The organism is Sporanaerobacter acetigenes DSM 13106 (genome assembly GCF_900130025.1).
In the GTDB taxonomy this organism is placed as follows: Bacteria; Bacillota; Clostridia; order Tissierellales; family Sporanaerobacteraceae; genus Sporanaerobacter; species Sporanaerobacter acetigenes.
The window spans coordinates 19,857-46,489 of record NZ_FQXR01000017.1 but is presented as its reverse complement, the minus strand read 5'-3'; the positions used below and the strand labels follow the sequence as shown (position 1 = coordinate 46,489).

The window sequence follows — 26,633 nt, the reverse complement described above, 5'->3', positions numbered from 1 at the left end:
AAAAAGTTTCAATTCCTTATAGGTAGTCTAGAATCGTTATTATAAGAAAATAAATAGTTGGCAATGTAATATGTTTCAATTCCTTATAGGTAGTCTAGAATCGGTCGAATATGTCAAATAAGAGTATTTGCATGTAACATGTTTCAATTCCTTATAGGTAGTCTAGAATCCAATTGTACACCTTGATATTACTATATTCTCTCATTTTTGTCAATGTAATAAAAATAGCCTTATTTGTTACATAAATTTAGTATTTTTTCTTATAACTATTGGGATTATTCAATTTAGGCAAAAAATAATTTGTCGTCGATCTTCAGGGGTTTTTGCACCATTATAGGTCGACGACAAATTATTTCTAACAATTAATACTTAGTTGTTCTAAAACTATAAATAATAATAAAGGCTTGGTCATAATCAATTATTCTTCTTAGTTCTACCTTCAATTTCGTCAAATTTGATTCTGATATTTCGCCTTCCTTTTTTATATATCCCCCTATCGCCAATACAGATCCACTGGTTCTCCTGTGACTAGAGAAATAATTATGTACAATACCAATGCTATAACTCCAATTATAAGAGATGCTCTGCAATAGTTCTTCTTGTTTTCATTTACATTCCCACCAAAGCCCCAAACAAAGAGCATGACTATGTTGACAATAGGTATAGCCAATATAAGTTCTGTAGTGAACCAATCTTTTACACTCATAACATCGTCATAATCCCTAGTTTCATCATAATAGTTTCTATTGTTCGGTTCCATAATATCCCCCTTTCATTTTGTTTACATTATATTATATGCAGCCTTAAGATTTCAAGTTCAGTTCTATTCCCAAAACTCTTCTATTCGTCTCTTTAGATTTTCCAAATTCCTTGCTTTTTTATAGATCATCCATTCCTTAGGAAATAATTTTTTGTATTTATAGGTAGTAAATCTATCATCTATGAGTAGGACAACTCCTTTATCTTTTTCTGTTCTTATGACTCTGCCTGCAGCCTGAAGTACTTTGTTCATTCCTGGGTACATATATGCATATTCATATCCCAGTTTGTTTTTTTCATCAAAATAGTTTCTAATTATGTTTCTCTCAAGACATATTTGAGGAAGACCTACACCTACAATTATAGCTCCTATGAGTTTATCTCCTGTCAAATCTATTCCCTCTGAAAATATTCCTCCAAGTACAGCAAAGGCTACTCTAGTTTTATTGTCATCTTGAAATTCTTTCAAAAAATCTTCCTTTTCACTTTCCTCCATGGATGAGCTCTGAATGATTGTATTTATATTTTCATTTCTTTCTTTGAATATTTCATAGACCTTTTCCATATATACATAGGAAGGAAAAAACACAAAATAATTTCCTTTTTTACCTTCTGCAACAGTTTCTATATATTTAGCTATATCTAAATAGCTATTTCCCCTATCTTTGTATCTAGTAGATATATGTTCGGCTATGGATAAAGACAAATTTTTCTCATCAAAAGGTGAAGGTATTTTCATTGTATAATCTTCTTCGGCACCACCCAATATTTCTTTAAAATATTCCAGAGGAGTGAGGGTTGCCGAAAAAAATACAGCACTTCTCCCTTTTTTTAAAGTCTCACTCAATAGATGGGATGGATCTAAGCAAAAAAGTTTCAATTTTATATCCTCATCTACTTTTTCTCCATAGGTTATAAATTTTTCATCATATATATCCCATATCTTCACAAATCCTACGAGACTAAAATATACATCTAGTATTTCTTTATATTTTTCATCTTCTTTGTTCTCCAAAAGCCAAGGCTCCAGTTTCTTCATAAGCCTCTCTATCAACAAAATTATTTCATCTATTCCTTCTTTTCGTACAAAATAGTTTTCATCATTGTACCATTTTTTAGTCCCCAGCATGAAACTGTTAATTTTCCCAAAAGCTTTGGAAAGCCCACGTTCACTTTCTTTGAAATATTTTTTGTATTCTAAAAAAGGTTTTTTATATATTTCTATAGAGTACATATCTCTGGCCCTGTCTACTAAATTGTGAGCTTCATCCACTAGAAATATGAAATCTTCCCTTTCCTCTTGAAAAAATCTTTTTAGAGAAACCATAGGATCAAATACATAATTGTAGTCACATATTATGCAATCTGCAAAAATACATAAATCCAGAGACAATTCAAAGGGACATACATTGTACATTTTTGCATAGTATTCCACCAATTCTCTAGTGATGATATCTTTGTTTTCCAGTATCTCCATTATAGCTTCATTTACTCTATCGTAGTGCCCTTTGGCATAAGAACAACAATTTGGATCACAGTTTACTTCATCATTTAAACATATTTTTTCTTTTGCTGTAAGAACTATAGTCTTTATTCTGAGTCCCTTGGATTTCATATTTTCTATTGAATCTAGAGCTACCTGTCTAGTTATGGTTTTAGCTGTAAGATAGAATATTTTGTACCCAATTCCTTCTCCTAATGATTTGATTGAAGGAAAAAGAGTGGATATAGTCTTTCCTATTCCTGTAGGAGCCTGCACAAATAGATTTTTTTCGTCCAGTATAGTATTGTAAGTTGCTACTGCTAGTTCCCTTTGTCCTTTCCTATAGACATCATAGGGAAAATTTAGTTTTCTAATAGAATCATCCCTTGTATTGGTCCAATCTAGAGTCAAACGTATCCATTTCAAGTATCTATCTATAAGGAAATAGAAGAAACTTTCCAATTCTTCTATGAAAAAACTTCTTCTGAATTTTTTCATCTCTTCTGTATCCAAATGATAATATGTGAGATTTACGTCTAAATCATCTAAATGATTTAATTTCCCGTATATATAGGCATAGCATTTTCCTTGAGCCCAGTGCATTTCATTGTAGTCTTCATCTATGGAATCTAAAGCTGTAGTAGTAGTTTTTATTTCATCTATAACTGTCTTCTCATTTTCTTTAAATATTCCATCAGCTCTTCCTTCTACTGTTATATTGAAATCTTCATATTGAAAGGACTGTTTTAATGTGACTTCTTTGTTGTATTCATCTCCATAAGAATTTTGAATTTTTGTATGAGCTCTTGTACCTTCAACTGCTCTGCTTGAACCCATAAAGCTAGTATCTAAGTCCCCAGAGCGAAGAACAAATTCAACTAAATTTCTTACAGATACTTTTATTTCCTTTTTCATATCAAGTTTCTCCTTATTTCTGTTCTAATGATATATTATCATTTTTTCATAAATAGTCACAAGAATATTAAATATTTAGAAAACGTTTACAATTGCTGCTTTTTAATATAAACTATAATTGTCGATAATTTTATTGGGGGGATTTGAATGAACAATTTTAATACTATGTTAGAAAATTATGCACGCCTTGCAGTAAAGGTAGGAATCAATATTCAAAAAGGTCAAAAGCTTGTAGTGAACTCTCCTATTGAATGTGCTGACTTTGTCAGGCTTGTAGCAAAATGTGCTTATGAAGAAGGTGCAAGTGATGTATATGTAGAATGGCACGATGAAGAATTGCTACTTATGAAATACATAAATGCGCCTATGGAAGTATTTGAAAAGTTTCCAAAATGGAAAGCAGATGGTTTTGCACAAATGGCTGAAGAAGGAGCTGGATTTTTATCTATTGCAGCATCAAATCCAGAACTTCTAAAGGATGTAGATCCTGAAAAGATTGCTGCAAGCAACAAGTCAAGTTCTACAGCCATGAAGAAATTTAGAGAATATACTATGGGAAACAAAAATTCTTGGTGCGTAATCTCAATACCTACTAAAGACTGGGCTACTAAAGTATTCCCAGATGTATCAGAAGATGATGCTATAGAAAAATTGTGGGAAGCTATATTTAAAACTGTAAGAATAGATAAAGAAGACCCTGTGAAAGCTTGGGAAGAACATTTAGAGAATGTAAATGAAAAAGTTAAATTCTTAAATGAGAAGAAATTTAAAACTCTTCATTACACTTCTTCCAATGGAACAGATTTAACTATAGAATTGCCTAAGGGACATATATGGGCTGGTGGTGGAGAAAATACTACTGGCGGTGTATACTTTGTCGCAAATATGCCTACTGAAGAAGTTTTCACTATGCCTAAAAAAACTGGAATCAACGGATTAGTTGTGAGTACTAAACCACTTAACTATGGTGGAAACCTAATAGACAATTTTAAATTGACTTTTAAAGATGGAAAAGTAGTAGATTTTGAAGCGGAAAAAGGATATGAAACATTGAAACATCTATTGGATACTGATGAAGGATCTCGTTATTTAGGAGAAGTTGCATTGGTTCCATATGATTCTCCAATATCCAATTCAAATATATTATTCTACAATACACTATTTGATGAAAATGCTTCTTGTCATCTTGCTTTTGGTATGGCTTATCCAACTTGTATCGAAGGTGGAAATGATATGAATGAAAAAGAAAAAGAAGCTCATGGTGTAAACACATCTCTTGTCCATGTAGATTTCATGGTAGGAGCAAAGGATTTAGATATAGTTGGAGAAACTGAAAGTAAAGAAAAGTTCCAAGTATTTAAAAACGGCAACTGGGCTTTTTAAGTAATTGTAAAAGACCTTGGGTTAAACCCAAGGTCTTTTTATGAATTAAAAACTTTTGTTTTTTTAAGTGCTACACTCAAAACTACTGCTACTACTGCTCCAAGTAGGCCTTGTACAATATTTCCTGGTACACCAGCTAAAGCTGCTTCTCTTCCATACATAAATATCTCTGCTATATAATATCCAAAGGCCATCCATACTCCTCCAATAGCAGTTGGTACGATAGGTGCCTTTTGACCTATTTTAGTTTCTAAAAGTGCTCCTGCAAAGAAACCTTCAAGACCCTTTACTACAAAGGTAATAGGTGAATAATGAGTATATCCTAAAAGTATATCTGCAAGGGCTGAACCCAATCCTCCTACAACAAATCCACCGCTTTTCCCAAATATAATTGCAGCTAAAAATACTACCATATCTCCAAGATTCAAATATCCCTTTGTAGCTGGTGTAGGTATATGCACTACCATAGTCATGACTGTAGTAAGGGCGATCATGACAGCATACCTTGTCATTAGTTTCAATTTTTCATCTTTCATAGCTATCAGCTCCTTTACCGTATGTATTGTATGGGTACGATTTTCTTTTTCCTTTAAACTGTATCCATATCTATAGTAGCATCTTCATTACACTTTTGCAAGTAAAAAGTATAAAAAAACTGTCCCAAATTTAGGACATTTTATATCATATCATCTTGTATTGGATTTTTTTCATAAGAATTCATTTCATACTCTTTATCACTAATAGCTTCTAATTCAGCTTTTCTAATGGTCTTATCTAATTTCTTAGATTCTTTCCTCATAAGAAATACAGCTACCACACTTGATGTAAAATCTGCTATAGGATAGGATAGCCAAACAGCTAATGCTCCTAAATCAAACACCTCTATAAGCAGTATGGATACTGGCAAAAGTATTATTATCTGTCTAAGTATAGATACAGTAAAAGATTTTTTTGCCTTCCCCAAAGCTTGAAAATAATATATAGAAACATAATATAAACTTATGAGTGGCAGTACAGACACCATTATCCTAAACGCTTTTACAGCTTCTTTTACAATGTTTTTATCTTTTACAAATATAGATATCAATTGAGGTGTAAATATCATTGTTATAGCCCAAAGGCCTAGAGAAGTAAGTAAAGCATATATAATTGTTTTTCTCACTACTTCCTTAAGTCTTTTATAGTTTTCAGCCCCCAGATTATATGCTGCAATAGGTTGCATAGCCGAGCTAATTCCAAGCATATTTATAAACATAAACATAGATAGTTTCGATATAACACCTAAAACTATAACTCCCATATCTCCTGCATGTTTTAGAAGAAGATTGTTTAGTATTGCTAAAAGTATTCCATCTTCTGCTTCAACTATAAATGCAGAAAATCCAACGGTAGTTATACCTTTCCATATATCAGCATTAAACTTAAATCCTAAGGATAGTTTAAATTTCTTCTTTACTTCTACAAAATGATAGTAGGCATATATAAAGGAAACAATTTGAGACAAAACTGTTGCAATAGCTGCACCCTTTACCCCAAAATCTAAAAGTACTACAAAGATAAAATCTACAATAGCATTGCAAATAGCTCCTGTCATAGTACTTTGTAATGCTACCTTTCTATTTCCTAAGGCCATCATCATATATCCTATAGATATAGTTAAAGATTGAAATATGCTTCCAAAAACTATTATAGATAAATATTCATGAGCATAAGGTAATATTTGATTACTTGCTCCCAAACTTTTCAATATGCTATCTTTAAATATAAAGATTAAAATAGTTAAAGGAATCATACTAGAAAAAGTCAAACTAATAGAATTTTTTATGATTTTCTGTACATTTTTATAATCTTTTTCTCCGCTACTTCTTGCAATTGCAGTAGAAGAACCTATAGCTATCATCATACTTATAGCGACTATTATTCTTTGAATTGGAAACACAACTACTAGTGCTCCTATCCCATTTCCACCTATAACTCTCCCTACAAAAACAGTATCCACCATATTGTACAGCTCAGATACTAGTAAGGAGATTATAGCTGGAATGGAAAATTTCATCAAAAGTTTTCCTACATTACCTTTCTCAAATATACTGTCGTCTACCCCATAAAAAAAACCTCCTGTCAATATGAACCTATATATCATATTAACATTTTTTAGCTTCTGTTTCATTCACTTAGATACCTAATATGGGGTACTTATTTAGGTTAATACAAAATGTACAAAATTTCCAATTCATAAGAAAGTTCTTTATTTTCGCTATTTGTGTACTTTTTTTAATATTATCAAAGTTCCACCGTATTCCTCAACAGTAGCTACTATATTGTGTACAGCACTTTTTTTGCCATAAGACAACAAAATTTTAGGTTTGCTAGAATCCTTTAAAATTTCCAATTCTTCTTCATCTACTCTCTTTGGTCTACCTATAGAATTCCATTTGTCATATGCACAGCCCCATTTATTGTTTATATAGTATTTAATTATTTTATAATCATCTTCCATGTTTTTTATATTTATTGAAAATTTTCTCTCTATAGTATTTTTAAGTCCTCTATTTAAAAAAGCTTCTTCATAAGTAGGAATAAAATCTAAATTTTCACTATGGCTAAACAACAATATTTGATAATCTCCATCTTTTTCCGTGACTATATATTCTTCTCCTTTAGAAACTAAATTGTTCCCTAATTGGGACAATAAAAAGCATGTATAATATGAAGACTTTTTTATATAATTGTTAGTCACAAGGCCACTGTCTCCAAAAAAAATCTCATTGTCCATTTTCACCCTATAATTTACTTCATCTATAGCCTTAAATACGTTCAAATTGTCTTTCTCAATTAAATTATATACTATGTATGGAATCATATAAGAAGTATCATATACAGTATTGAAATCACGAAAGGTCTTGATGGCTCCACTTTCTATGATCATATCTTTTCCCCATTTTTCACCTAAAACCTCTTCTAATTTTTTTATATACTCTTCACTATTGTCTGATGGGACAAAATATCTCCAACTACAAACTATATCCTCTCCATAGAAATTCATAAAATAATCAAAAAATTCTTCTAGTACAAAAGACATTTCTTCACCACTATATTTCATTCCTATGTCTATGATGGGAACAAGCTCTTCTTTCATTAGAAAGCTAATACCTCTTTCAATTTCTCTCCAGTTTATAAGTCCTGATTTGTCTTTCAAATATGCATCTAGGCATTCTTCGAATATATCATGCAACAGTGCATATTTAAACCCTATGTCTTCTTGAATTTCTTCTATAAGTCTTTTATTTTCTTCTTTCAACAAATTTTTAGCTTGACCTAAATCTATTATATTATTTGTCTCAATATCCCAAGGCTCTACTTCTTCAGATAAATCAATGTCCAATCTAATAGTCTTACTTTCATAGTTAAATCTATCATAGTCCTCTAGATAGTGGCTGACTATAGAAAGGGCCTCTTCTAAATCATAGAAGTTAATCTTTTTCATCTTCTCCAATTTTTCGCTATCCATTTTGTATTTTTTTCTATACTGCATAGGAGTAAGTTTATAATTGGTCTTAAAATGCTTGTTGTAATATCTTACATGAGAAAAACCAACTTCTTCTGAAATTTCCGATATGGTTTTATCTGTATCTAAAAGAAGTTTTGTAGATTCCTCCACCCTTATAAGATTTAAAAAGTCATTAAAATTTCGCCCAAAGGTATTCTTTATTTTATATGAAAGATATTGAGAACTCAAAAATTCTTTTTTTGCTATATCTTGCAAACTTACTTTATTCATATAATTGTTGCTTATGTATTTGACAATCCTATGATATCTTTCAAGTTGAACTTCATCTTCCCTTAAGCTTTCTTCTTCGTAAAATAGATAATGGAAATTGTTTAATAAATGAAACATCATGTCCAAAAGGTTTTCTTCTAAAATATCTTCATAATCATCATGTTTTTGTACTATTTCACACAATAGTATAGATAAATATTTTCTCAAAATATAATAATTTTCTTCTTCTTGTATTCCCTCTATTGATGAATTTGTATAAAAAAACACATCCTTTGCATCTTCATAATATTTTTCAAAAAAATTTGGATCTATGTTAAATATGAGAACTCTATTGTCTTTATCTTTGCTTTTTATGCTATGAACTTCATTTGAATTTACAATTTCAATTTCTCTTTCTTCTACAGTATATATTTCTGTTTCCATTTTCAAATCAATAGTTCCTTTGAGTACAAACAATATTTCTATGGAATCATGCCAATGAATAGGATATTCCATGATATTGGCAAAAGCTATATTTATAGGAAGTCCGGCTATATATTCTATATATTCCTTTCTCATAATTTTACTCCTTTCTAGATAGTCAAAAACTGCCATACCTATGGCAGTTAATTATCTAAATTTATCAATTAAATATAGTATGGACAAATGTGCTGGATAAAAGACATAGAATACATATTTTAAATTATATCCTCGTTCTCCATTGTATAATTTTATGAGCAGCAAAGATACTAAACTCAAAGCTTGATTTGATGCAAGTAATACGTTTTGTAAGCTTAATTTCCCTCCATAAGCTGCATATCCAAGGATATTTATACTAGCATATACTATGTTCAATATTACTTGATATTTGACTATATCCTTAAAATCTTCATGATATTTATAAAAAATATATATTGTGAGTACTCCATACATTCCATAGTCGGCACCTATAACTTGTCCAATCAATCCCATCAGCCATATATAGTAGCTTTTATTGGTTTTTTCATACATGTATATAGCATATAAACCTAAAAACAATGTAAAGTATATATTTAGATGATATTTTTCATTGAAAGCTAAATAAAATGGTATTTGAGATATCAGGGCAAATATAAAAAGTCTCTTCATATAATTTTTTACATCACTGGTCTTAAAAAATCCTTCAGATACTAAATACGCAAATATAGGGAATGCTAGTCTGCCTATCATTCTCAGCCACTCTACATCTGGAAACAATACTGCCCCTATATGATCTATGAGCATAGTGATAATGGCAATGAGTTTTAATTCAAATGAATTCATTTTTCACTCCTCCAAGTTTTTCTATGCTTAAATTTTAACATAAATACAAAAAATATAAAAGCTCCAAATTCATGGAGCTTAATAAAGACCTTTACTGTTAAAATACTCTTTATATTCCATATCACTCTTTAAGATATGATTTTCAATCCAATTTGCTATAAAAGCTATAAGTTCCGTACTTACTTTTTTCTGTTTTTCATCTACTTCTTCTTGACTTATAGATGTGATTTTCTCAATAAATTTCGCATGCTCTATTTTTTGTTTTTGATAATTTTCATATCCATATTGTTTCATAAGCTCTTCTTCATAACCAAAATGATAGATAGCATATCTCCTAAGTTCAGATAATATTTCCATTATTTCATCATATCTATCTACATTGTCTTTTGCTGAAACAATAGTATACAATTTTGACCCCAAATTAAAAAGTTCCTTGTGTTGTTCATCAATCTTTTCTACATTTACACTAAATTCATCTTTCCATTTAAACATAAACAATCGCCTCCAAATTTTTTTATACCCTAAAAATCTAGAAGTTAACTCTTTATTTTTCCCTGTGATGGAGTCCTACAAGATTAGAAACTGGAATGGTAAATATGATACCTGTTCCTGGATCGTTGAGTCGTCCAGCTTCTACAATAGTATCAAATACTGGTCTATATGTTTCTTCTTCATGAAGTACAAGTATCACTTCTTTTGAAGCTTCTATGTGAATATTTAAAAATTTATTTATTTCACTTTCTCCAGTTCCACGGCCATACAATATTGTAGCTCCTTTTGCCCCAACTTTTTTAGCTTTATCTACAATCCTATCTGCCTTTCCCCTTTCAACTATAGCTATAATGCATAGAATATTTTTCATATCTAAGCTCCTTTCTTAAAACTTTGTCAGTATTCCTAATACAAGAACAGACACTACTGCTCCCAAGGATGTCAGTCCTATTATACCAAATCCATTTAAAAGAGGGTCTGCATTTTCTACTATAGTGGATAAACCAATAGCTACTGCCATGTTCAATGGTATATTTACAGGTCCTGTAGTAGAACTAGCAGAATCCATGGCAATAGCTACGAATTCATCAGGTGCTAAATAAGTCAGGACAAGTATGACTAAAAGTATAGGTAAGATAATTTTAGTATTGGGAATACTATTCAATATCTTAAACATGCCTATGGCCATTCCTCCGCCAAATCCTATAGCTACAGCATGAATTAAAGTTGTATGAGGAATAGCTCCTACTGAAATTTCCTCAACTTCTAAAGCCAATGCTTTTAAAGCCGGCTCTACCAAAGTTGCAAAATATCCTAGTATAAAAGAAAATACTACTATTGACCATTTATATTTTAAATCAATGAGATTTTTGCCTACTGAATTTCCCAATGGAATGAGGCTCATAGAAACTCCCTTTAAAAAGAAATGAAGGCCGAAGACGCTCAACAAGAATCCTAAAACAAAATTTTTCGCATTTTCTATAGGTTTTCTCAGGACTAAAACTTGAAACAATATTAGAAAAGCTGATATAGGCAGGACACTTCTTGCTGTTTCCCACAGGGCATTTAGCCCTTCTAAGTTTTTCATATACACTTCCTCCTTTTGTAAATCATTTTCCATATATATTATACTATATACTATATAAATATTGCAAAAAATAGGTTATAATTATTAAAATAGGGTATTTATAATTATTGATATTTGAATATAAATTTATTTATATATAATAAAATGAGATGGGAGGTAAAAAAATGGAAAAATACATTCCTGAAGTAAAATCTAAATTAAGAAGCAGAATCATAGAAGTACCACCAGTTATATATAAAGCCAGCGGAATAAAAGTATTGGGTACCCGTATTAAATCCCTTCTTTTTTCCACAGATGTAGCCATTATAAAAAATACAAATGCCAATTCTATAATAGCAGTGTATCCCTTTACCCCACAGCTTTCCATTACTCAAGCAATATTAGAAGTAGCACCTGTGCCTGTATTTGCAGGAGTTGGTGGTGGAATAACTACTGGTAGAAGATCTATAGATATAGCTCTTCAAGCTGAACTGATGGGAGCATATGGAGTAGTAGTCAATGCACCAACCACAAATGAAGTCATAAGTGAGATGTATGACAGAATAGATATACCCATTATTGCCACTATAGTATCAGAATTTGATGATTATAAGGGAAAATTAGATGCAGGTGCAAGAATTTTAAATGTGTCTGGAGGAGCAAGAACTGCAGAAATAGTTCGAAAGATAAGAGATGACTACAAGGAACTTCCTATTATAGCTACAGGAGGACCTACAGATGAAAGTATACTAAAGACTATTGAAGCTGGGGCAAATGCTATAACCTATACCCCACCTTCCAGTGCAGATATTTTTGCTGGGATCATGTCACAATATAGGATCGAGAAAGAAAAATAAGAAGCTATATTATAGCTTCTTATTCTATTTCTACTATTGGAATAGATATTTCAAAGGTTGTCCCTTCATCTTTCTTTGAAAAAACAGACATATCTCCCTTTAAATAAACTTCAACTATACTTTTGGCAAGACTAAGTCCTAGTCCTTTGTTTACTTCCCCAGTTTTATAATCCATTTTAGTAGAATAGCCCGGTGAAAATATATGAGCAATTTCTTCTCTTTTTATACCACACCCATTATCTTGTATTATAAATAAATGGTCTTTATCTGATACTTTATGAATAAATACAATCTTGCCTTTATATTCAATGGAATCAATAGAATTCACAAAAATATTTGTCAAAGCTGACATTAAATAATACTGTTTTTCTGTATGAAAATCTTTTCCTAAATTGAAATCAAGGGAAATATTTTTATCTTGGCAGTTTATCTCCGAACCCATATTTTCTTTTAAAATAAGTCCTAGTTCATGAAAATACATACCATTATCATCTATTCTATTTTTAAGGATTTCTTCCATATCCTTAGTTAATTGTTCATATTCCTTTTGTACTTCGTGAGTCTTTTTTGAAATCTCAAGGGATCTATTGGCCCAACTTTCTTTATCTTCATTATTGTTAATTTTTAAAAATAGTTCATAGGCATCAGACATAGTGCTTTGAACATAATCTATACTTTCCCTCATCCTATATATTTCGGTATTGAGTCTTGAAGTTAGCCAAAGAAGTTTTTTATACCTTTCTTCATGTTCTTCCTTTATGAGAAACATTTTATAATATTTAAGCAATATAATTGCAAATATAGCCATTCCAGACCTTATAATAGCTACTACAATCAAGTCTTTTATAATATATAAATCTGCCAAAAAAGACTTGATTCCAATACGAATGCATACTTCAACTATATTGCTTAAAAAATCACTTCCTAAAACTATAAAAAACATCTGTCTTGTAGACATCCTTGGAAACGTTTTTTTAAACATATAAAATATAGTACCATAGGTCACATAAAAAATTACCTCTGGAAAAATTTCAAAAATACCTGTCTTAAAAGCTCCCCCATCAATGATATAAAATAGCATTCTAAAAAAGCCGAGGGAAAGTCCAGATGAAACCCCTAGCAATATGGGATTTATTTCACTGTAAATATATAAAAACACAGAAAAAACCACCGCTGAAAGTGAAAATTTTAAATTTAATATTTGAAAATCAGTATACAATTGTGACAATAGACCTACCAAAATGATTACTAAAATAAAATTTTTCTTTTTATCCATTCTACCACCATTAATGTATATTATTTTTTATATTATACCATTTATATATATGTAAGTGAATTAATGATATTTTATTAACATAAAACAGTGGGCCAAAGCCCACTGTTTACATAATGCTATCTAATGCTTGTTTTAAATCATTTATAATATCTTCAGGAGTCTCCAATCCAACTGATAGTCTTATGAGTCCATCAGTTATACCACTAGCTTCCCTTTCTTCCTTTGTATATGGTGAATGAGTCATACTAGCCGGATGTTGGATTAAAGTTTCCGTATCTCCTAAGCTTACTGCAATATTGCAAAGTTTTACATTGTTCATGACTTTCTTTCCTTCTTCTATTCCACCTTTTATTTCAAAGGAAATAATTGCTCCTGGAAGTTTCATTTGCTTTTTAGCTAATTCATATTGTGAAAAACTTTTGAGTCCTGGGTAGTAAACTTTTTCAACCATTGGATGGTTTTCAAGAAATTCAGCTACTTTGGAAGCGTTTTCACAATGTCTATCCATTCTGATTTCCAAAGTCTTTATCCCTCTGTTTATTAAAAATGCATCGAAAGGACTAAGTGAAGCTCCTGTCATATCTTTTACACCAAACAATCTCACTTCATCAATAAATTCTTTCTTACCTATTACAAAACCAGCTATGACATCTCCATGACCATTTAAGTATTTTGTCGCAGAATGAACTACTGCATCTGCTCCTAGTTCTAATGGTCTTTGTATATATGGAGTACAGAAAGTATTGTCTACTACAACCATACAATTTTCATTTTGATGAGCAATATTTGAAATAGCTTCAATATCTGCAATTCCCAAAGTTGGATTTGCTGGTGTTTCAAGATATACTACTCTTGTATTGTCTCTCATGGCTTTTCTCACATTTTCAGGATCTGTTGTGTCTACAAAGGTCACGTCTACTCCATATCTAGTCAATCCATGATTCAAATAGGCAAAAGTGCAACCATAAAGAGTTTCAGCAGCTACTACATGATCTCCTGCTTTAAGTATTGTCCAGAGGCAAGATGTTATAGCTCCTATGCCAGATGCCATAGACATACAAGCTTCTCCATTCTCTAGCAATGCTACTTTTTCTTCAAGTTGAGTATTTGTTGGATTTCCAAGTCTTGTATAGATATATCCTTCTTCTTCTAATGCAAATCTCCTTCCACCTTGTTCTGCTGAATCAAATATAAATGTGGAAGTCTGATATATTGGAGTAGCCAATGCCCCAACTTCATTTTTTTGATACCCTCCATGTACAGCTTTGGTAGCAAAACCCATGTTTTTCATTTCACTCTTATCCATTTGCATCCCCCTATCAATATATTTACTTTTCATATCTCATACTTTCATTATATTACAAAAAAGCAATAAAACATAATTATTAAAATTTTGTTAAAATTCTAGCAATAGAACCTTTTTCGAATGTTTTAAATATAATAATAGAAATATCATATTTTTAGGTGATAATTCATGTATAAAAATTTAATTTATGGTTCAAACACGTTGGTTCCCCTCTCAAATGGAGAAAAAGTCCCATATATAAACTTTGACAATGCTGCTACTACTCCCCCTTTCTATTCAGTCATGGAGGGTATAAACAATTTTTCACCTTGGTATTCTTCTGTTCATAGAGGATCTGGCTATAAATCTATAATTTCCTCTGAATTCTATGAAAATGCTAGAAGATTAGTTTTAGACTTTGTTGGAGGAACTCCAGAATACCATGAAGTAATATTTCTCAAAAATGCTACTGAAGGAATAAATAAACTCTCTTTTAGACTTCTTGAGGAAAACAAAGATAATGTAGTTCTATCTACATTTATGGAACATCACTCCAATGATCTCCCTTGGAGAAATAAATATAAAGTTGACTATGTAAATATAGATGAGTCAGGAAGACTTTCATTGGAAGATTTAGAAAAAAAATTAGTCAAACATAGTGGAAAAGTAAAACTTGTAGCAGTCACTGGAGCTTCAAATGTGACAGGATATGTAAATCCAATATATGAAATAGCTAAAATATCTCATAAATATGGAGCAAAGATATTGGTAGATGGAGCTCAGCTAGTCCCTCACCATCCTATGGATATGAAACCAATTAACTCCAATGAGCATATTGATTATCTTGTATTTTCTGCTCATAAAATGTATGCCCCCTTTGGCACTGGAGTCCTCATAGCCCCTAAAGCTACCTTTTCAAAAGGTGCTCCAGAATTTTCAGGGGGAGGTACTGTAAAAATAGTTACAAGTGACTTTATTTTGTGGGATGACCCTCCATATAAAGAAGAAGCAGGCACTCCAAATTTAATGGGAGTAGTAGCACTTATAAACAGTATAAATACATTGAAATCTATAGGAATGAAAAATATAGAAATATACGAAAAAGAACTTACTTATTATACTCTTGAAAAGCTATCTAAAATACCCAATATAAATTTGTATTGTGATATGGATGTAATAAATAAGGTATCTATAATACCTTTCAATATTGAAGGAATTCATCATGGAATAGTAGCAAATATACTTTCTCTTGAAGGAGGAATTGCTGTAAGAAATGGATGCTTTTGCGCTCAACCCTATGTACAGAAACTCCTTAAAATATCCTCAGAAGAAATGGAGAAGTATAAACTAAATCCCAATTTGCCTCGTCCTGGTATGATAAGACTTAGTTTTGGCCTGTATAATGATTATATAGAAATAAATATATTCCTTGAATTGCTTAAAAATATTGTAATGAATAGAGAATATTATTTAAATAAGTATAGAAATCCCTCCTTTTTCTAAAACTATTGAAAAAGGAGGTTTTTTTATGGGGAAAAAAATGAATATACTCATGTTTAGTGGAGAATATGACAAAGCGCTAGCTGCTCTCATTCTTGCCAATACAGCTAAAGAAATGAATATGGATGTAACTATGTTTTTTGCCTTTTGGGGACTTTGTCTTGTGAGGGATCCAAACAAAATGACCGATGAAGACAAAACTTCCTATGAAAAGATGTTTGCCAATTTCACTCCAAGAGGCATAGAATATCTTCCATTGTCTAAGATGAATATGGGCGGTATAGGCAAAAAAATGCTTAAAAGTATGATGAATGAAAATGACACTCCTTCTCTAGACAAATTTTTGCAGGGTGCTATAAACAAAGGTGTAAATATGTATGGATGCAAGTTGTCAGTAGAAGTCATGGGATTTAGTAAAGAAGAACTTCTGCCAGAAGTAAAAATAATCACTGCAGAAGAATATTTAAAAGATGCCATAGAATCAGATATGCAATTGTTCATATGAAAAAACTGTACTTCACCAGTACAGTTTTTTTGTGCTAATATATATATATATAAGTAAGAAACGAGGTGTATTCATTTGTCCATTTTAAATAATATAAAAACCCTAAAGGAAGTCTTCTGGATAAACCCTAAGTATGAGAGCTTTGATAATGTAAAAGATAGCCTCGAAGTTTCAAAAGAAGATGTATTAGATGCAGAAAAAAGGCTAAATAGATTTGCCCCATATATAAAAAGTGCATTCCCCGAAACAGCTTCATCTGATGGTATCATAGAATCTCCCATAGCTAAAATACCAAATATGAAAAAACGGATGGAAAGTGATTTAGATAAAAAAATTTCAGGAGAGCTTTTAGTTAAACTTGACAGCAATTTGCCCATAGCTGGTTCCATAAAGGCTAGAGGAGGAATCTATGAAGTACTTAAACATGCTGAAACACTAGCTATAGAAAAAGATATGCTATCTATAGAAGATGATTATTCAATTATCAATAGTGATAGATTTAGAGATTTTTATAGTAATTATACTATTCAAGTTGGAAGTACAGGAAATTTGGGAATTAGCATTGGTATCATGAGTGCAAAATTAGGATTTAAAGTGAAGGTTCATATGTCTAGGGATGCAAAAGAGTGGAAAAAGGGCCTTTTGCGAAGCAAAGGTGTTGAAGTAATTGAATATGCTTCTGACTACTCAAAGGCAGTAGAAGAGGGAAGAAAACTATCACACATGAATCCTAAAAGCTATTTTATTGATGATGAAAATTCAAAGGATTTATTTATGGGATATGCCGTAGCAGCCTTTAGACTTAAAAAGCAGTTAGAAGAGGCGAATATATTGGTAGATGAAAAACATCCTCTAATTGTATATCTTCCTTGTGGAGTAGGTGGAGGCCCTGGTGGAGTTGCATATGGACTAAAATTGGTATACGGTGACAATGTACACTGCTTTTTTGCTGAACCAACTCATTCCCCATCAATGTTACTTGGACTTGTAACTGGACTACATAGTGAAATCTGCGTACAAGATTTTGGAATAGACAACAAAACTGAAGCTGATGGCTTAGCTGTAGGAAGGCCTTCAAGTTTTGTAGGAAAAACTATGGAAAAGCTATTGGCTGGAGAGTATACTATTGATGATGAAAGGCTGTATAAATTGTTGCAAGCTCTTTTAGATGAAGAACAAATTTATCTAGAACCTTCTGCCCTGGCAGGATTCATGGGCCCTGTATATGTATCAGAAAAAGAATGCATAGATCATTTAGAAAATGCAACTCATATCTGTTGGGCAACAGGCGGAAGTCTTGTACCAAAAAAACTTATGGAAAAGTACTATGAAAAAGGAAAAATGTTGAATATAAAAAGGGCTATTTAGCCCTTTTTATCATTAAAACTCCCTTGTCATATATATTTTTTTAGATATTTGAAGTGAAATATAGTATATTAGTATAGAAAATATAAATGCAAATAAAGTTATTTGCCTTATATTTAAACTTGCCATTCCTTTTAATAGACCTTTTGATTCTAATTTTCTTCCTATTTTGCCTAAGATAGTTGGCCCAACAAACACTAACATCCATAGTATTGAATTAAACATTCTCAAATCACCTAATTTAAAATATAGTGGATAATATATAGAATAAAATACTAGCAATAAACTCATAGCTGCTACAACATCCCATATATCCGCAGGCCTACCATCTGGTTTTACTCCTAATCCTTTAATTATATTTGTCAATAAAAATACAAAAATGCAACTAACAAATATAAATATTAAAAGAGTCACATATTTACCTATTACAATATCCTTTCTATCAATTGGAAAACTGTTTAAAACTACTTCACTTTTGTTCTTGTCATCATATCCGATAGAATAAATTACAGAAACAAATACAAAATTAATGATTCCTAGTATATACATTATATTTACAGGTAAATCAACAGGTAAATTCATTCCCATTGCAGAAATAAACATTGCATAAGCTACTCCAAAAATATTTATTTTAGTAGATAATTTTAAATCCTTCTTAACCAAATTAAACATAATATCACCTCTGTCTCCTTTTTGTATCCCCTGTCTCCCAGTTTTATAAGTCTCTTGTTTCATAAAGTTTCATAGATAATAGTAATGACAGTAGATATAAGACAATAGATATGGGCAAAATATAATTACTAATAGTAGGAAGATTTATATAATTTATCATAGCTTTCTCCCCTAAGTTAGCAACATTTATCATAGCAATAAATGAAGACATAAAAATTATCATATGAACTACTTGAGCTAATTTAGGTTCAAATCTAAAATATGCTGGATATATCAATGATGTAGAAATAAGTATTACAGGTATTACTGTTTTTATCATTTCTAAATTAAAATAATCCACAGTTTTTATTCTCAAAATATTAATTATCCACAAATAGACCCCAGAATACACAATTGTTATTAGAAAATATACAAATGTTAACAAATACTTTTGTAGAACAATTCCCTTTCTACTAATAGGTAGAGAATTTATCATATAACTAGTTTTGTGCGTAACATCATAGCTAAATGGTGTTATAGCCATAAGATAGGTATAAGTATACAATATTATACCGTATGGCCACTTTGGGTCATCGGATTCTACTATAAAAAGTAAAAAAGGTATATATAATAGAAAAAATAATCTATTTTTTTTATCTGCAATCATAAAAGTTAAATCTCTTTTCAACATCCCTATCATTGCCTTACCCCCTTACTGTATAAAACATTATATCTTCAAGAGTTGCTCTTTCTATTAGAACCTGTTCTCCAAAAAGTCTTTTCACCTCATCTTTATTATTCGTCAATCCTTCAAATCCTACATTGGTTTCCTTAAGACCTATAAATTCTTTTTTTGTATCTCTATCAAGAAGGTCTGTTCCTCCTTTAACCACACTATAATTTTCAAGTACTTCATCTTTAGTTTCTGAAAAAACAATACTTCCTTTATTGATAAAGGTAATATAATCTGCTATTTTCTCTAAATCCGTAGTTATATGAGTTGAGAAAAATATACTTTTGGTTTCATCTTGTATGACATTGTAAAGTATATCTAGTATCTCTCTTCTAAATACTGGATCTAACCCAGATGTAGGCTCATCCATTATGATCAAATCCGCATTGTGAGAAAGAGCTACAGCTAAGGAAAATTTCATCTTCATCCCCTTAGAAAGAGTCTTTATTTTAGATTTTGGATCCAAATCAAATTGTTCAATATAGTCATTAAAAGTAGCATCATCCCATTTAGAATAAAAACTTGCCACTATATTTTTCATCTGCTTTATAGTCAAATCCTCATAATAATAATTCTCGTCATATACAAAACCAATCCTGTCTTTTATTTCTTTTTCATGTTTTTTATGGTCTAATCCAAATACCTTTATTTCCCCTCCATCTAATTTAAGCAAATTCATTATTAATTTAATAGTAGTGCTTTTTCCAGCCCCATTTGGCCCTATAAATCCCATGATATATCCCGGTTCTAATTTGAAACTTATATCTTTTAATGTAAATTTTTTAAACTCTTTTCTCAAATTATTAACTTCCAAAATATAGTCCATGATTAAACCTCCTCAAACAAAATTCTTAGCATTTCAATTACTTCTTGATAGGAAAGTCCCAATACATTGCATTCCTTAACTACTTCTTGCAATTGTTCTTCTATAATCTTTAATTTCATCTCTCTCATAAGTTCCTTGTTTTGACCAGCAACATAGGACCCCTTCCCCTGAACTGATTCAATAAAGCCTTCCCTCTCCAATTCATCATAAGCCCTCTTTGTGGTAATGACACTTATTTGAAGATCCCTAGCAAGTCCCCTTATAGAAGGAAGCATCTCCCCTTCTATAAGTTCTCCCTTAAGTATCATAGATTTTATCTGGCTAGATATCTGCTCATATATGGGCTCATTTGAGGAATTTGAAATAAGTATTTTCATTTTCATCTCCCCATTCTAATTTAGCTGTGTATATACTGTTTATATTCTATATAAGCAGTATATACACAGCTAATATTCTTGTCAAGTCATTTTTAAAAAATAATCAAAGGTCATATTATTGTCAACCGTTTTATGATTCTAGTTGACAATGTGTAGACAATCAAGTATATTTATATTGTAAACTTGATTTTATATTTAGTTAACATTTTAATTTAAGGAGGCTTTTTTATGAAAATCAGTACAAAAGACATGGTATTGGTATCATTATTCACAGCATTGACAGCTATAGGAGCTTTTTTAAGTATTCCATTAGGAAATGTTCCTATTACTCTTCAAACCCTTTTTACTATTTTATCTGGACTTATATTGGGACCTAAACTTGGTAGCTTGTCTCAACTAGTATATGTGATATTAGGACTTTGCGGAATAAGAATATTTGCAGGATTTTCAGGAGGACCACAGACAGTTTTTAGTCCCTCTTTTGGATTCTTGATAGGATTTATATTTGCAGCATACATAGTTGGAATCATAGGAAATGCTGAAAAGAAAGTTAACTTTAAGAAAATGTTTTTAGCTGCATTGGCAGGCACAGCTGTTATTTATGCTTTTGGTGTTCCCTATATGTATTTGATATTAAATAAAGTGCTGTTAAAAGAAATTTCTTTTGCCACAGCACTAAAAACTGGTTGCATTATATTTTTGCCTGGAGATTTAATTAAATGTTTTGTAGCCACATATGTAGCAACAAAGGTAGTTCCAAAATTTTGTAAAAATTGATTTTACACTACCCTACCATTTCAAGTATTTTTAACTCTTCTTCTTTAGCTAAATCCACATAGGTGTTACCCAACTTTACAACTGGACAAGTAATATTGTTAGGAGGAATAAATACTATTTCTCCTATATGTCCATCACTTATTTTGACCTTAGAACCTAAATAATAGTTAACTATATTATCAAAAAATACTTTAAGTATATTGACATCAAAAGAGTATGCTCCTATTCTTTTCAATTCTTCCACAGCCTCAAAAGGAGTGCTCTTTTCCTTGTATACCCTTTTAGATATCAGTGCATCATATACATCAGCAATAGCTAATATCTTAGCATAGCTGTTTATTTCATCACCTTTAAGTCCTTGAGGATACCCACTCCCATCTACTCTTTCGTGATGAGAAAGAATAGCTTGTCTTACATTCTCATCTATACTCAAAATATCCTTAGACATTTTATATCCAATGATGGTATGAGTTTTAACTATATCAAATTCTTCTTTTGTAAGTTTCCCTTTTTTATTTAATATTTCTAAAGGTATTCTAGATTTTCCTATATCATGTAGAAGTCCCGCTTTTATTATGTTCTTTTTTTCTTCTTCACTACATCCTAACCATTCCCCAATCAAAAGAGCATACAGTGCTACATTCATAGAATGATTGTAGGTATATTTGTCTTTAGCTTTTATTTCAAAAATATGTTCTATTGAGATACCAACCTTATCTATATATGCGTATAGAGTATCAGAAATTTCTCTTATTTTTTTAGGAGCTACAATTTTTCCTATGGCTAAATTGTTCATAATGCTTTTAAGCGTTATGACACTTTCCTTGTATAATCCCCTAAAGTCTCTTTTTTGCCTTCCAGACAATTCTTCTTTAGAAATATATACAGGAACCTTATCCACCTTATATTCTTCCAACCTCTCAGCAATATATGGATTTATAGTTGAGTTTTTAGAAGCCAAAATACTTCCTTCTAAATCATATAAATTTTCACTCAATATTTCTCCGTTGCTACATTCAGATAATTTCATATATTTATATGCCAAAATATCACCCACAATTTCTACAGTGTATACAATCAGAATATTTTATGGTAAAATATACTATGTATAACATAGCAATATTATCAGAAATTTTTATAAACTGCAACAGGTATTATAGATTTTGTCCATAATTTCTATCATTTTAGACAAAATAGGTATAATTTCCTAGACTTATAAGAAATCTTTGTAATATTTTCTCATAAGATTGACTTTTCATAATATTATTGTTAAGATATTATCAAACTGAACTTTCATCCAAATTTTTTGAGGGCTTACCTTAAATTTTTGGATGTACAATACTTCTAATACCTGACAGGAATAGAATATTCTATCCTGAAAGGGAATTGGTTTTATTTTGCTACCAACTTCCTTTCAGAGGAAGTTTTTTTGTTTAGAAAGGAGGAAATTTCTTGAAAAAAAGAATCGCAATCATCAGTGCCATATTGGAGAGCCCAGAAAAATCTCAATATGAATTCAACAAAATCGTTTCAGAATACAAATCCCTCATAAAAGGAAGAATGGGCATACCTTTTGATGAGGAAAATATTTCAGTCATATCCATAACTGTTGTAGGAACTATTGATGAAATAAATAGCCTGACAGGAAAATTAGGAAATCTAAACAATATCACCGTAAAAACTTCTATATCTAAAAAGGAGCTTGATTGATGAAAAAAGTATTAGACAAATTATACAAAACCAACTCCCTGTCTAAAGATCAACTCATCTATATTCTAAACAATTTAGATAAATCTCTACAAAATTATTTATTCCAATTGGCAAGAGACACTACAATCAAAATTTATGGAAACAAAGTATTTATAAGAGGACTTCTAGAATACTCCAATCACTGCAAAAACAATTGTATGTACTGTGGCATTAGACGTGATAACAAGAATGTAGATAGATACAGGCTCAGTGAAGAAGAAATACTTCTCTCCCTTGAAGAAGGATACAAAATAGGATATAAAACTTTTGTATTGCAAGGAGGAGAAGATTTATATTTCACTGATGACATATTTGAAAGTTTGATACTTAAAATAAAAAAACAATTTCCAGATGTAGCAGTCACTCTTTCCATTGGAGAAAGAAGCTATGAAAGTTATGATAGATTTCATAGAGCTGGAGCAGATAGATTTTTACTTAGACACGAAGTAGCAAATGTCCAATTGTATAATGAACTTCATCCTGGAATGAATTTTGAAAATAGAAAAAACTGCCTGTACAATCTTAAAAAAATAGGATATCAAGAGGGAGCAGGATTTCTTGTAGGACTGCCTGGTGAAAACAATGAAATACTAGCTGAAAATCTTATATTTTTAAAAAATTTAGCCCCCGCCATGGTAGGAATAGGTCCACTGATTCCTCATCCTGATACTCCACTAAAAGATGAAAAAGTTGGATCCGCAGAAAAAACTATTGTGATGCTCTCCCTCACAAGACTTCTTCTTCCAACTGCATTAATCCCTATAACTACTGCTTTAAATACTATTTGTGAGGATGGACTGGAACGTGGACTGATGGCTGGAGGAAATGTAGTCATGCTCAATCTCTCACCTATATATGTGAGAAAAAAATATGAGATATATAAGAACAAAGAAACAAGAGATGCCCATGAGTTGAAAACCATTGAAGAAAAGGCTAAAAATGTTGGTTTTGTTATAGATATGGGAAGAGGAGACAATATAAATTTTAGGAGGAATGAAGATGGAAAATAGTTTTATCAATGATAAAAAAATTTGTGAACTCCTTGAAAGTGGCAAAGGAGCTTCTAAATCCGAAATAAGAAAAATCATAGCTAAATCTTTAGGTAAAACTCGTCTTGAACCTGAAGAAACAGCTAAACTTTTACAAGTAGAAGATGAGGAACTTTTAGAAGAGATATTTAAAGCTGCGAGAACCCTTAAACAAGAAATATATGGAAACAGAATAGTATTCTTCGCACCCCTTTATATAGGAAACAAGTGTATAAACAATTGTCTCTACTGTGGATTTAGAAGAAGCAATAAAGCCATAGTTAGAAAAACTTTGACTCATGAAGAACTTGAAGAACAAGTAAAAATTCTTGAAAGTAAAGGACACAAGAGACTTATTTTAGTATATGGAGAACATCCATATTATGATGCTGATTTTATAGCTGAAACTATGAAAACTGTCTATGATACAAAAAACGGAAAGGGGGAAATTCGAAGAGTAAATATAAATGCTGCCCCTATGGAAGTAGAAGGATATAAAAAACTTAAGGAAGCAGGAATAGGAACATTCCAAATATTCCAAGAAACATATCATTATGAAACATATAAAAAACTTCATCCTGAAGGAGATATGAAAAGCGACTACAACTACAGATTATATGGTTTAGATAGGGCCATGAAGGGCGGAATAGATGATGTGGGAATAGGTGCATTGTTTGGACTTTATGATTGGAAATACGAAGTCATGGGACTATTATATCATGCTATACATTTAGAAGAAACTTTTGGAGTGGGTCCTCACACTATTTCTTTTCCAAGAATAGAACCAGCCATAGATACTGAATTTTATGACCAAACTAAATATAAGGTTTCAGATGATGATTTCAGAAGAATCGTAGCTATACTTCGTCTATCTGTTCCTTATACTGGAATGATTTTGACTGCAAGGGAAAACCCCGAAGTAAGAAAACAAGTAATTCCTCTTGGGGTATCTCAAATAGATGCAGGTTCAAGAATAGGTATAGGTGGATATACAAAAGATGATTATATACCAGATAAAGAACAATTCCAATTAGGAGATATGCGTTCTCTAGATGAAGTCATTGGACAAATGTGCGACTTAGGGTTTTTGACTTCCTTCTGTACTGCTTGCTATCGTTCAGGAAGAACTGGAGAAGAATTCATGTGCAAAGCCAAACCAGGGGAAATACAAAATTTCTGTGAAGCCAATGGAATATTTACCTTTAAAGAATACCTAATAGACTATGCTTCAGAAGAAACTAGAAAACGAGGAGAAAAAATCATATCCAAAGAATTAGATAAAATTGAACCAAATAGAAGAAAAATCATTGAAGAAAAGTTGAAAATCATAGAGGAAGGTAAAAGGGATGTCTATCTATAATACTCCAAATTCAAATAGAACAACTATATCTATATATGGAAAAAGAAATGCAGGAAAATCTTCCATTTTAAATGCAATTGTAGGGCAAGAAGTCTCCATTGTCAGCCCCTTTAAAGGTACTACCACAGATCCAGTAAAAAAAGCCATGGAATTAAATCCAGTAGGACCAGTGCTTTTTATTGATACTGCAGGAATTGATGATGAAGGAGAACTAGGCCATTTGAGGGCACAGAAAAGTTTGGATACAGCAAGACGTACGAATATAGCCCTACATGTAATGGATGGAGAAAATATCGACGAAGAATCTTTTTTGGATATGGAGTTGATGTTCAAAAAGTACAATATTCCCTATATTCTTGTGATAAATAAAATAGATCTTCTTTCTAAAGAACAAATTGATGACATAAGTAAAAAGTTCCCTGAGGCTGTTTTAATATCAACCGTTTCCAACGAAAGCATTGAAAAGCTTAAAACTGTAATTATTGAAAAAATTCAAGATACAGAAGAAGACTTTCCTATTGTGGGAGATTTAATTCCATATGGTGGAAAAGTTGTACTTGTAATTCCCATTGACAAGGAAGCTCCAAAGGGAAGGCTCATTCTTCCTCAAGTACAAATTTTAAGGGATTGTCTTGACAATGGTATCAAATCTTATGTAGTGAGAGATATAGAACTTAAAAGTGCATTGGAGGACTTAAATGATATAAATTTAGTTATAACTGATTCCCAAATATTTAAGAAAGTAGATAAAATCGTACCAAAAAATATCCCACTCACTTCCTTTTCTATTCTCTTTGCAAAGCACAAGGGAGATTTAAAAGATTTTGTTCATGGAACAAATGCAATAAAATCTTTAAAAGATGGGGCAAATATACTAATAGCTGAAAACTGTACTCACAACACATCTCATGAAGATATTGGAAGAGTCAAAATACCTACACTACTTCAAAAGAAAACTGGAAAAAATTTTAATTTTGACTTTAAAACAGGGTACAATTTTAATGAAGATTTAAGTAAATATAGCCTTGTCATACACTGTGGCGGTTGTATGGTTAATAGAAAAGAAATTGAAAGTAGAATCAAAATATGTAAAGAAAATAATGTTCCAATGACAAACTATGGAATACTATTAGCATATTTAAATGGAATACTTGATAGATGTATTGAGATTTTTGCATAATTGG

The 26,633-nt window shown here is 31.2% G+C and carries 26 protein-coding genes; 10 read left to right on the top strand and 16 right to left on the bottom strand.

All coding sequences use genetic code 11. From position 1 onward, the window contains the following. Window positions 1-493 precede the first annotated feature (493 nt). Window positions 494-760 carry a hypothetical protein gene (locus tag BUA21_RS12595; protein ID WP_072745190.1) on the bottom strand — a complete coding sequence of 89 codons (267 nt, stop codon included), beginning with the start codon at window positions 758-760 and terminating at the stop codon, window positions 494-496. A gap of 63 nt (window positions 761-823) precedes the next feature. Continuing rightward, window positions 824-3,157, bottom strand: a complete 2,334-nt coding sequence (locus BUA21_RS12590) for an ATP-dependent DNA helicase (protein WP_072745189.1) — start codon at window positions 3,155-3,157, stop codon at window positions 824-826. Between the two features lie 147 nt (window positions 3,158-3,304). Between BUA21_RS12590 and BUA21_RS12585 the strand changes: the two genes are divergently transcribed. Next, window positions 3,305-4,540: an aminopeptidase gene (locus tag BUA21_RS12585; protein WP_072745188.1), complete on the top strand. Its 1,236-nt coding sequence runs from the start codon at window positions 3,305-3,307 to the stop codon at window positions 4,538-4,540. Window positions 4,541-4,578: 38 nt separating this feature from the next. On the opposite strand, the gene BUA21_RS12580 is transcribed toward BUA21_RS12585, so the two are convergent. From BUA21_RS12580 to BUA21_RS12550, 7 genes are all read right to left on the bottom strand, one after another. After that, window positions 4,579-5,076, bottom strand: coding sequence for an ECF transporter S component (locus BUA21_RS12580; protein WP_072745187.1), 498 nt, complete (start codon window positions 5,074-5,076; stop codon window positions 4,579-4,581). Window positions 5,077-5,216: 140 nt separating this feature from the next. After that, the gene (locus BUA21_RS12575) at window positions 5,217-6,683 is read right to left on the bottom strand and encodes an MATE family efflux transporter (protein WP_072745198.1); all 1,467 of its coding nucleotides are present in this window, start codon (window positions 6,681-6,683) and stop codon (window positions 5,217-5,219) included. Between the two features lie 114 nt (window positions 6,684-6,797). Then, a complete protein-coding gene (locus BUA21_RS12570) occupies window positions 6,798-8,879 on the bottom strand; it encodes a helix-turn-helix domain-containing protein (RefSeq protein ID WP_072745186.1) in 2,082 nt (693 codons plus the stop codon). Between the two features lie 51 nt (window positions 8,880-8,930). Then, entirely contained in the window at window positions 8,931-9,602 is a 672-nt protein-coding gene (locus BUA21_RS12565; protein WP_072745185.1) for a TraX family protein, read from the bottom strand. 78 nt (window positions 9,603-9,680) lie between these two features. Further along, window positions 9,681-10,094, bottom strand: coding sequence for a bacteriohemerythrin (locus BUA21_RS12560; RefSeq protein WP_072745184.1), 414 nt, complete (start codon window positions 10,092-10,094; stop codon window positions 9,681-9,683). 52 nt (window positions 10,095-10,146) lie between these two features. Further along, on the bottom strand, window positions 10,147-10,464 hold the full coding sequence (locus tag BUA21_RS12555; protein WP_072745183.1) for a P-II family nitrogen regulator: 318 nt from the start codon (window positions 10,462-10,464) through the stop codon (window positions 10,147-10,149). 15 nt (window positions 10,465-10,479) lie between these two features. Then, on the bottom strand, window positions 10,480-11,181 hold the full coding sequence (locus tag BUA21_RS12550) for a DUF1538 domain-containing protein (RefSeq protein ID WP_072745182.1): 702 nt from the start codon (window positions 11,179-11,181) through the stop codon (window positions 10,480-10,482). A 164-nt stretch (window positions 11,182-11,345) separates the two neighbouring features. Here BUA21_RS12550 and BUA21_RS12545 point away from each other — a divergent pair, with 164 nt between their 5' ends. After that, window positions 11,346-12,017 (top strand): beta/alpha barrel domain-containing protein, encoded by a 672-nt coding sequence (locus BUA21_RS12545; protein WP_072745181.1) that lies wholly within the window; start codon window positions 11,346-11,348, stop codon window positions 12,015-12,017. Window positions 12,018-12,036: 19 nt separating this feature from the next. Here BUA21_RS12545 and BUA21_RS12540 read toward each other — a convergent pair whose 3' ends face one another. Both BUA21_RS12540 and megL read right to left on the bottom strand, forming a co-directional pair. Then, window positions 12,037-13,293 (bottom strand): ATP-binding protein, encoded by a 1,257-nt coding sequence (locus tag BUA21_RS12540; protein WP_072745180.1) that lies wholly within the window; start codon window positions 13,291-13,293, stop codon window positions 12,037-12,039. A 106-nt stretch (window positions 13,294-13,399) separates the two neighbouring features. Continuing rightward, entirely contained in the window at window positions 13,400-14,599 is a 1,200-nt protein-coding gene (megL, locus tag BUA21_RS12535) for a methionine gamma-lyase (RefSeq protein ID WP_072745179.1), read from the bottom strand. A 168-nt stretch (window positions 14,600-14,767) separates the two neighbouring features. Between megL and BUA21_RS12530 the strand changes: the two genes are divergently transcribed. From BUA21_RS12530 to BUA21_RS12520, 3 genes are all read left to right on the top strand, one after another. After that, a complete protein-coding gene (locus BUA21_RS12530) occupies window positions 14,768-16,081 on the top strand; it encodes an aminotransferase class V-fold PLP-dependent enzyme (RefSeq protein WP_072745178.1) in 1,314 nt (437 codons plus the stop codon). Between the two features lie 25 nt (window positions 16,082-16,106). Beyond that, entirely contained in the window at window positions 16,107-16,583 is a 477-nt protein-coding gene (locus BUA21_RS12525) for a DsrE/DsrF/DrsH-like family protein (RefSeq protein ID WP_072745177.1), read from the top strand. Window positions 16,584-16,658: 75 nt separating this feature from the next. Continuing rightward, on the top strand, window positions 16,659-17,951 hold the full coding sequence (locus BUA21_RS12520; protein ID WP_233242588.1) for a D-serine ammonia-lyase: 1,293 nt from the start codon (window positions 16,659-16,661) through the stop codon (window positions 17,949-17,951). A gap of 12 nt (window positions 17,952-17,963) precedes the next feature. On the opposite strand, the gene BUA21_RS12515 is transcribed toward BUA21_RS12520, so the two are convergent. Genes BUA21_RS12515 through BUA21_RS12500 form a run of 4 tightly spaced genes read right to left on the bottom strand, consistent with a single transcriptional unit; the run spans window position 17,964 to window position 20,535 of the window. Beyond that, on the bottom strand, window positions 17,964-18,620 hold the full coding sequence (locus BUA21_RS12515; protein ID WP_132995957.1) for an ABC-2 transporter permease: 657 nt from the start codon (window positions 18,618-18,620) through the stop codon (window positions 17,964-17,966). Window positions 18,621-18,663: 43 nt separating this feature from the next. After that, window positions 18,664-19,299 carry an ABC-2 transporter permease gene (locus BUA21_RS12510; RefSeq protein ID WP_072745174.1) on the bottom strand — a complete coding sequence of 212 codons (636 nt, stop codon included), beginning with the start codon at window positions 19,297-19,299 and terminating at the stop codon, window positions 18,664-18,666. Window positions 19,300-19,303: 4 nt separating this feature from the next. Further along, window positions 19,304-20,158: an ABC transporter ATP-binding protein gene (locus tag BUA21_RS12505; protein WP_072745173.1), complete on the bottom strand. Its 855-nt coding sequence runs from the start codon at window positions 20,156-20,158 to the stop codon at window positions 19,304-19,306. Between the two features lie 2 nt (window positions 20,159-20,160). Next, window positions 20,161-20,535 (bottom strand): GntR family transcriptional regulator, encoded by a 375-nt coding sequence (locus BUA21_RS12500; protein WP_072745172.1) that lies wholly within the window; start codon window positions 20,533-20,535, stop codon window positions 20,161-20,163. A gap of 228 nt (window positions 20,536-20,763) precedes the next feature. On the opposite strand from BUA21_RS12500, the gene BUA21_RS12495 reads away from it, so the two are divergent. Beyond that, window positions 20,764-21,312, top strand: a complete 549-nt coding sequence (locus BUA21_RS12495; protein WP_072745171.1) for a biotin transporter BioY — start codon at window positions 20,764-20,766, stop codon at window positions 21,310-21,312. Between the two features lie 7 nt (window positions 21,313-21,319). On the opposite strand, the gene BUA21_RS12490 is transcribed toward BUA21_RS12495, so the two are convergent. Further along, on the bottom strand, window positions 21,320-22,342 hold the full coding sequence (locus tag BUA21_RS12490; RefSeq protein WP_072745197.1) for an HD-GYP domain-containing protein: 1,023 nt from the start codon (window positions 22,340-22,342) through the stop codon (window positions 21,320-21,322). Window positions 22,343-22,764: 422 nt separating this feature from the next. On the opposite strand from BUA21_RS12490, the gene BUA21_RS12485 reads away from it, so the two are divergent. The 4 genes from BUA21_RS12485 to hydF are packed head-to-tail and all read left to right on the top strand — an operon-like array spanning window position 22,765 to window position 26,629. Continuing rightward, window positions 22,765-23,022 (top strand): TM1266 family iron-only hydrogenase system putative regulator, encoded by a 258-nt coding sequence (locus BUA21_RS12485; RefSeq protein WP_072745170.1) that lies wholly within the window; start codon window positions 22,765-22,767, stop codon window positions 23,020-23,022. After that, window positions 23,022-24,071 (top strand): [FeFe] hydrogenase H-cluster radical SAM maturase HydE, encoded by a 1,050-nt coding sequence (gene hydE, locus BUA21_RS12480; RefSeq protein WP_072745169.1) that lies wholly within the window; start codon window positions 23,022-23,024, stop codon window positions 24,069-24,071. The genes BUA21_RS12485 and hydE overlap by 1 nt, the downstream gene beginning before the upstream one ends. Next, window positions 24,061-25,449, top strand: coding sequence for a [FeFe] hydrogenase H-cluster radical SAM maturase HydG (gene hydG / locus BUA21_RS12475; protein ID WP_199228994.1), 1,389 nt, complete (start codon window positions 24,061-24,063; stop codon window positions 25,447-25,449). The genes hydE and hydG overlap by 11 nt, the downstream gene beginning before the upstream one ends. Beyond that, complete coding sequence (gene hydF / locus BUA21_RS12470) at window positions 25,436-26,629, top strand: [FeFe] hydrogenase H-cluster maturation GTPase HydF (protein WP_199228993.1); 1,194 nt, start codon at window positions 25,436-25,438, stop codon at window positions 26,627-26,629. The genes hydG and hydF overlap by 14 nt, the downstream gene beginning before the upstream one ends. Window positions 26,630-26,633 lie beyond the last annotated feature (4 nt).

Coding starts and splice junctions, on each gene's coding strand:
- hydF (WP_199228993.1), top strand. CDS start 25,436: ATGTCTATCTATAATACTCCAAATTCAAATAGAACAACTATATCTATA.
- BUA21_RS12525 (WP_072745177.1), top strand. CDS start 16,107: ATGGGGAAAAAAATGAATATACTCATGTTTAGTGGAGAATATGACAAA.
- BUA21_RS12540 (WP_072745180.1), bottom strand. CDS start 13,293: ATGGATAAAAAGAAAAATTTTATTTTAGTAATCATTTTGGTAGGTCTA.
- BUA21_RS12530 (WP_072745178.1), top strand. CDS start 14,768: ATGTATAAAAATTTAATTTATGGTTCAAACACGTTGGTTCCCCTCTCA.
- BUA21_RS12505 (WP_072745173.1), bottom strand. CDS start 20,158: ATGGACTATATTTTGGAAGTTAATAATTTGAGAAAAGAGTTTAAAAAA.
- BUA21_RS12515 (WP_132995957.1), bottom strand. CDS start 18,620: ATGTTTAATTTGGTTAAGAAGGATTTAAAATTATCTACTAAAATAAAT.
- BUA21_RS12510 (WP_072745174.1), bottom strand. CDS start 19,299: ATGATAGGGATGTTGAAAAGAGATTTAACTTTTATGATTGCAGATAAA.
- BUA21_RS12565 (WP_072745185.1), bottom strand. CDS start 9,602: ATGAATTCATTTGAATTAAAACTCATTGCCATTATCACTATGCTCATA.
- BUA21_RS12570 (WP_072745186.1), bottom strand. CDS start 8,879: ATGAGAAAGGAATATATAGAATATATAGCCGGACTTCCTATAAATATA.
- BUA21_RS12555 (WP_072745183.1), bottom strand. CDS start 10,464: ATGAAAAATATTCTATGCATTATAGCTATAGTTGAAAGGGGAAAGGCA.
- BUA21_RS12495 (WP_072745171.1), top strand. CDS start 20,764: ATGAAAATCAGTACAAAAGACATGGTATTGGTATCATTATTCACAGCA.
- BUA21_RS12580 (WP_072745187.1), bottom strand. CDS start 5,076: ATGAAAGATGAAAAATTGAAACTAATGACAAGGTATGCTGTCATGATC.
- hydE (WP_072745169.1), top strand. CDS start 23,022: ATGAAAAAAGTATTAGACAAATTATACAAAACCAACTCCCTGTCTAAA.
- BUA21_RS12575 (WP_072745198.1), bottom strand. CDS start 6,683: ATGATATATAGGTTCATATTGACAGGAGGTTTTTTTTATGGGGTAGAC.
- megL (WP_072745179.1), bottom strand. CDS start 14,599: ATGGATAAGAGTGAAATGAAAAACATGGGTTTTGCTACCAAAGCTGTA.
- BUA21_RS12500 (WP_072745172.1), bottom strand. CDS start 20,535: ATGAAAATACTTATTTCAAATTCCTCAAATGAGCCCATATATGAGCAG.
- BUA21_RS12595 (WP_072745190.1), bottom strand. CDS start 760: ATGGAACCGAACAATAGAAACTATTATGATGAAACTAGGGATTATGAC.
- BUA21_RS12560 (WP_072745184.1), bottom strand. CDS start 10,094: ATGTTTAAATGGAAAGATGAATTTAGTGTAAATGTAGAAAAGATTGAT.
- BUA21_RS12490 (WP_072745197.1), bottom strand. CDS start 22,342: ATGAAATTATCTGAATGTAGCAACGGAGAAATATTGAGTGAAAATTTA.
- hydG (WP_199228994.1), top strand. CDS start 24,061: ATGGAAAATAGTTTTATCAATGATAAAAAAATTTGTGAACTCCTTGAA.
- BUA21_RS12550 (WP_072745182.1), bottom strand. CDS start 11,181: ATGAAAAACTTAGAAGGGCTAAATGCCCTGTGGGAAACAGCAAGAAGT.
- BUA21_RS12590 (WP_072745189.1), bottom strand. CDS start 3,157: ATGAAAAAGGAAATAAAAGTATCTGTAAGAAATTTAGTTGAATTTGTT.
- BUA21_RS12585 (WP_072745188.1), top strand. CDS start 3,305: ATGAACAATTTTAATACTATGTTAGAAAATTATGCACGCCTTGCAGTA.
- BUA21_RS12545 (WP_072745181.1), top strand. CDS start 11,346: ATGGAAAAATACATTCCTGAAGTAAAATCTAAATTAAGAAGCAGAATC.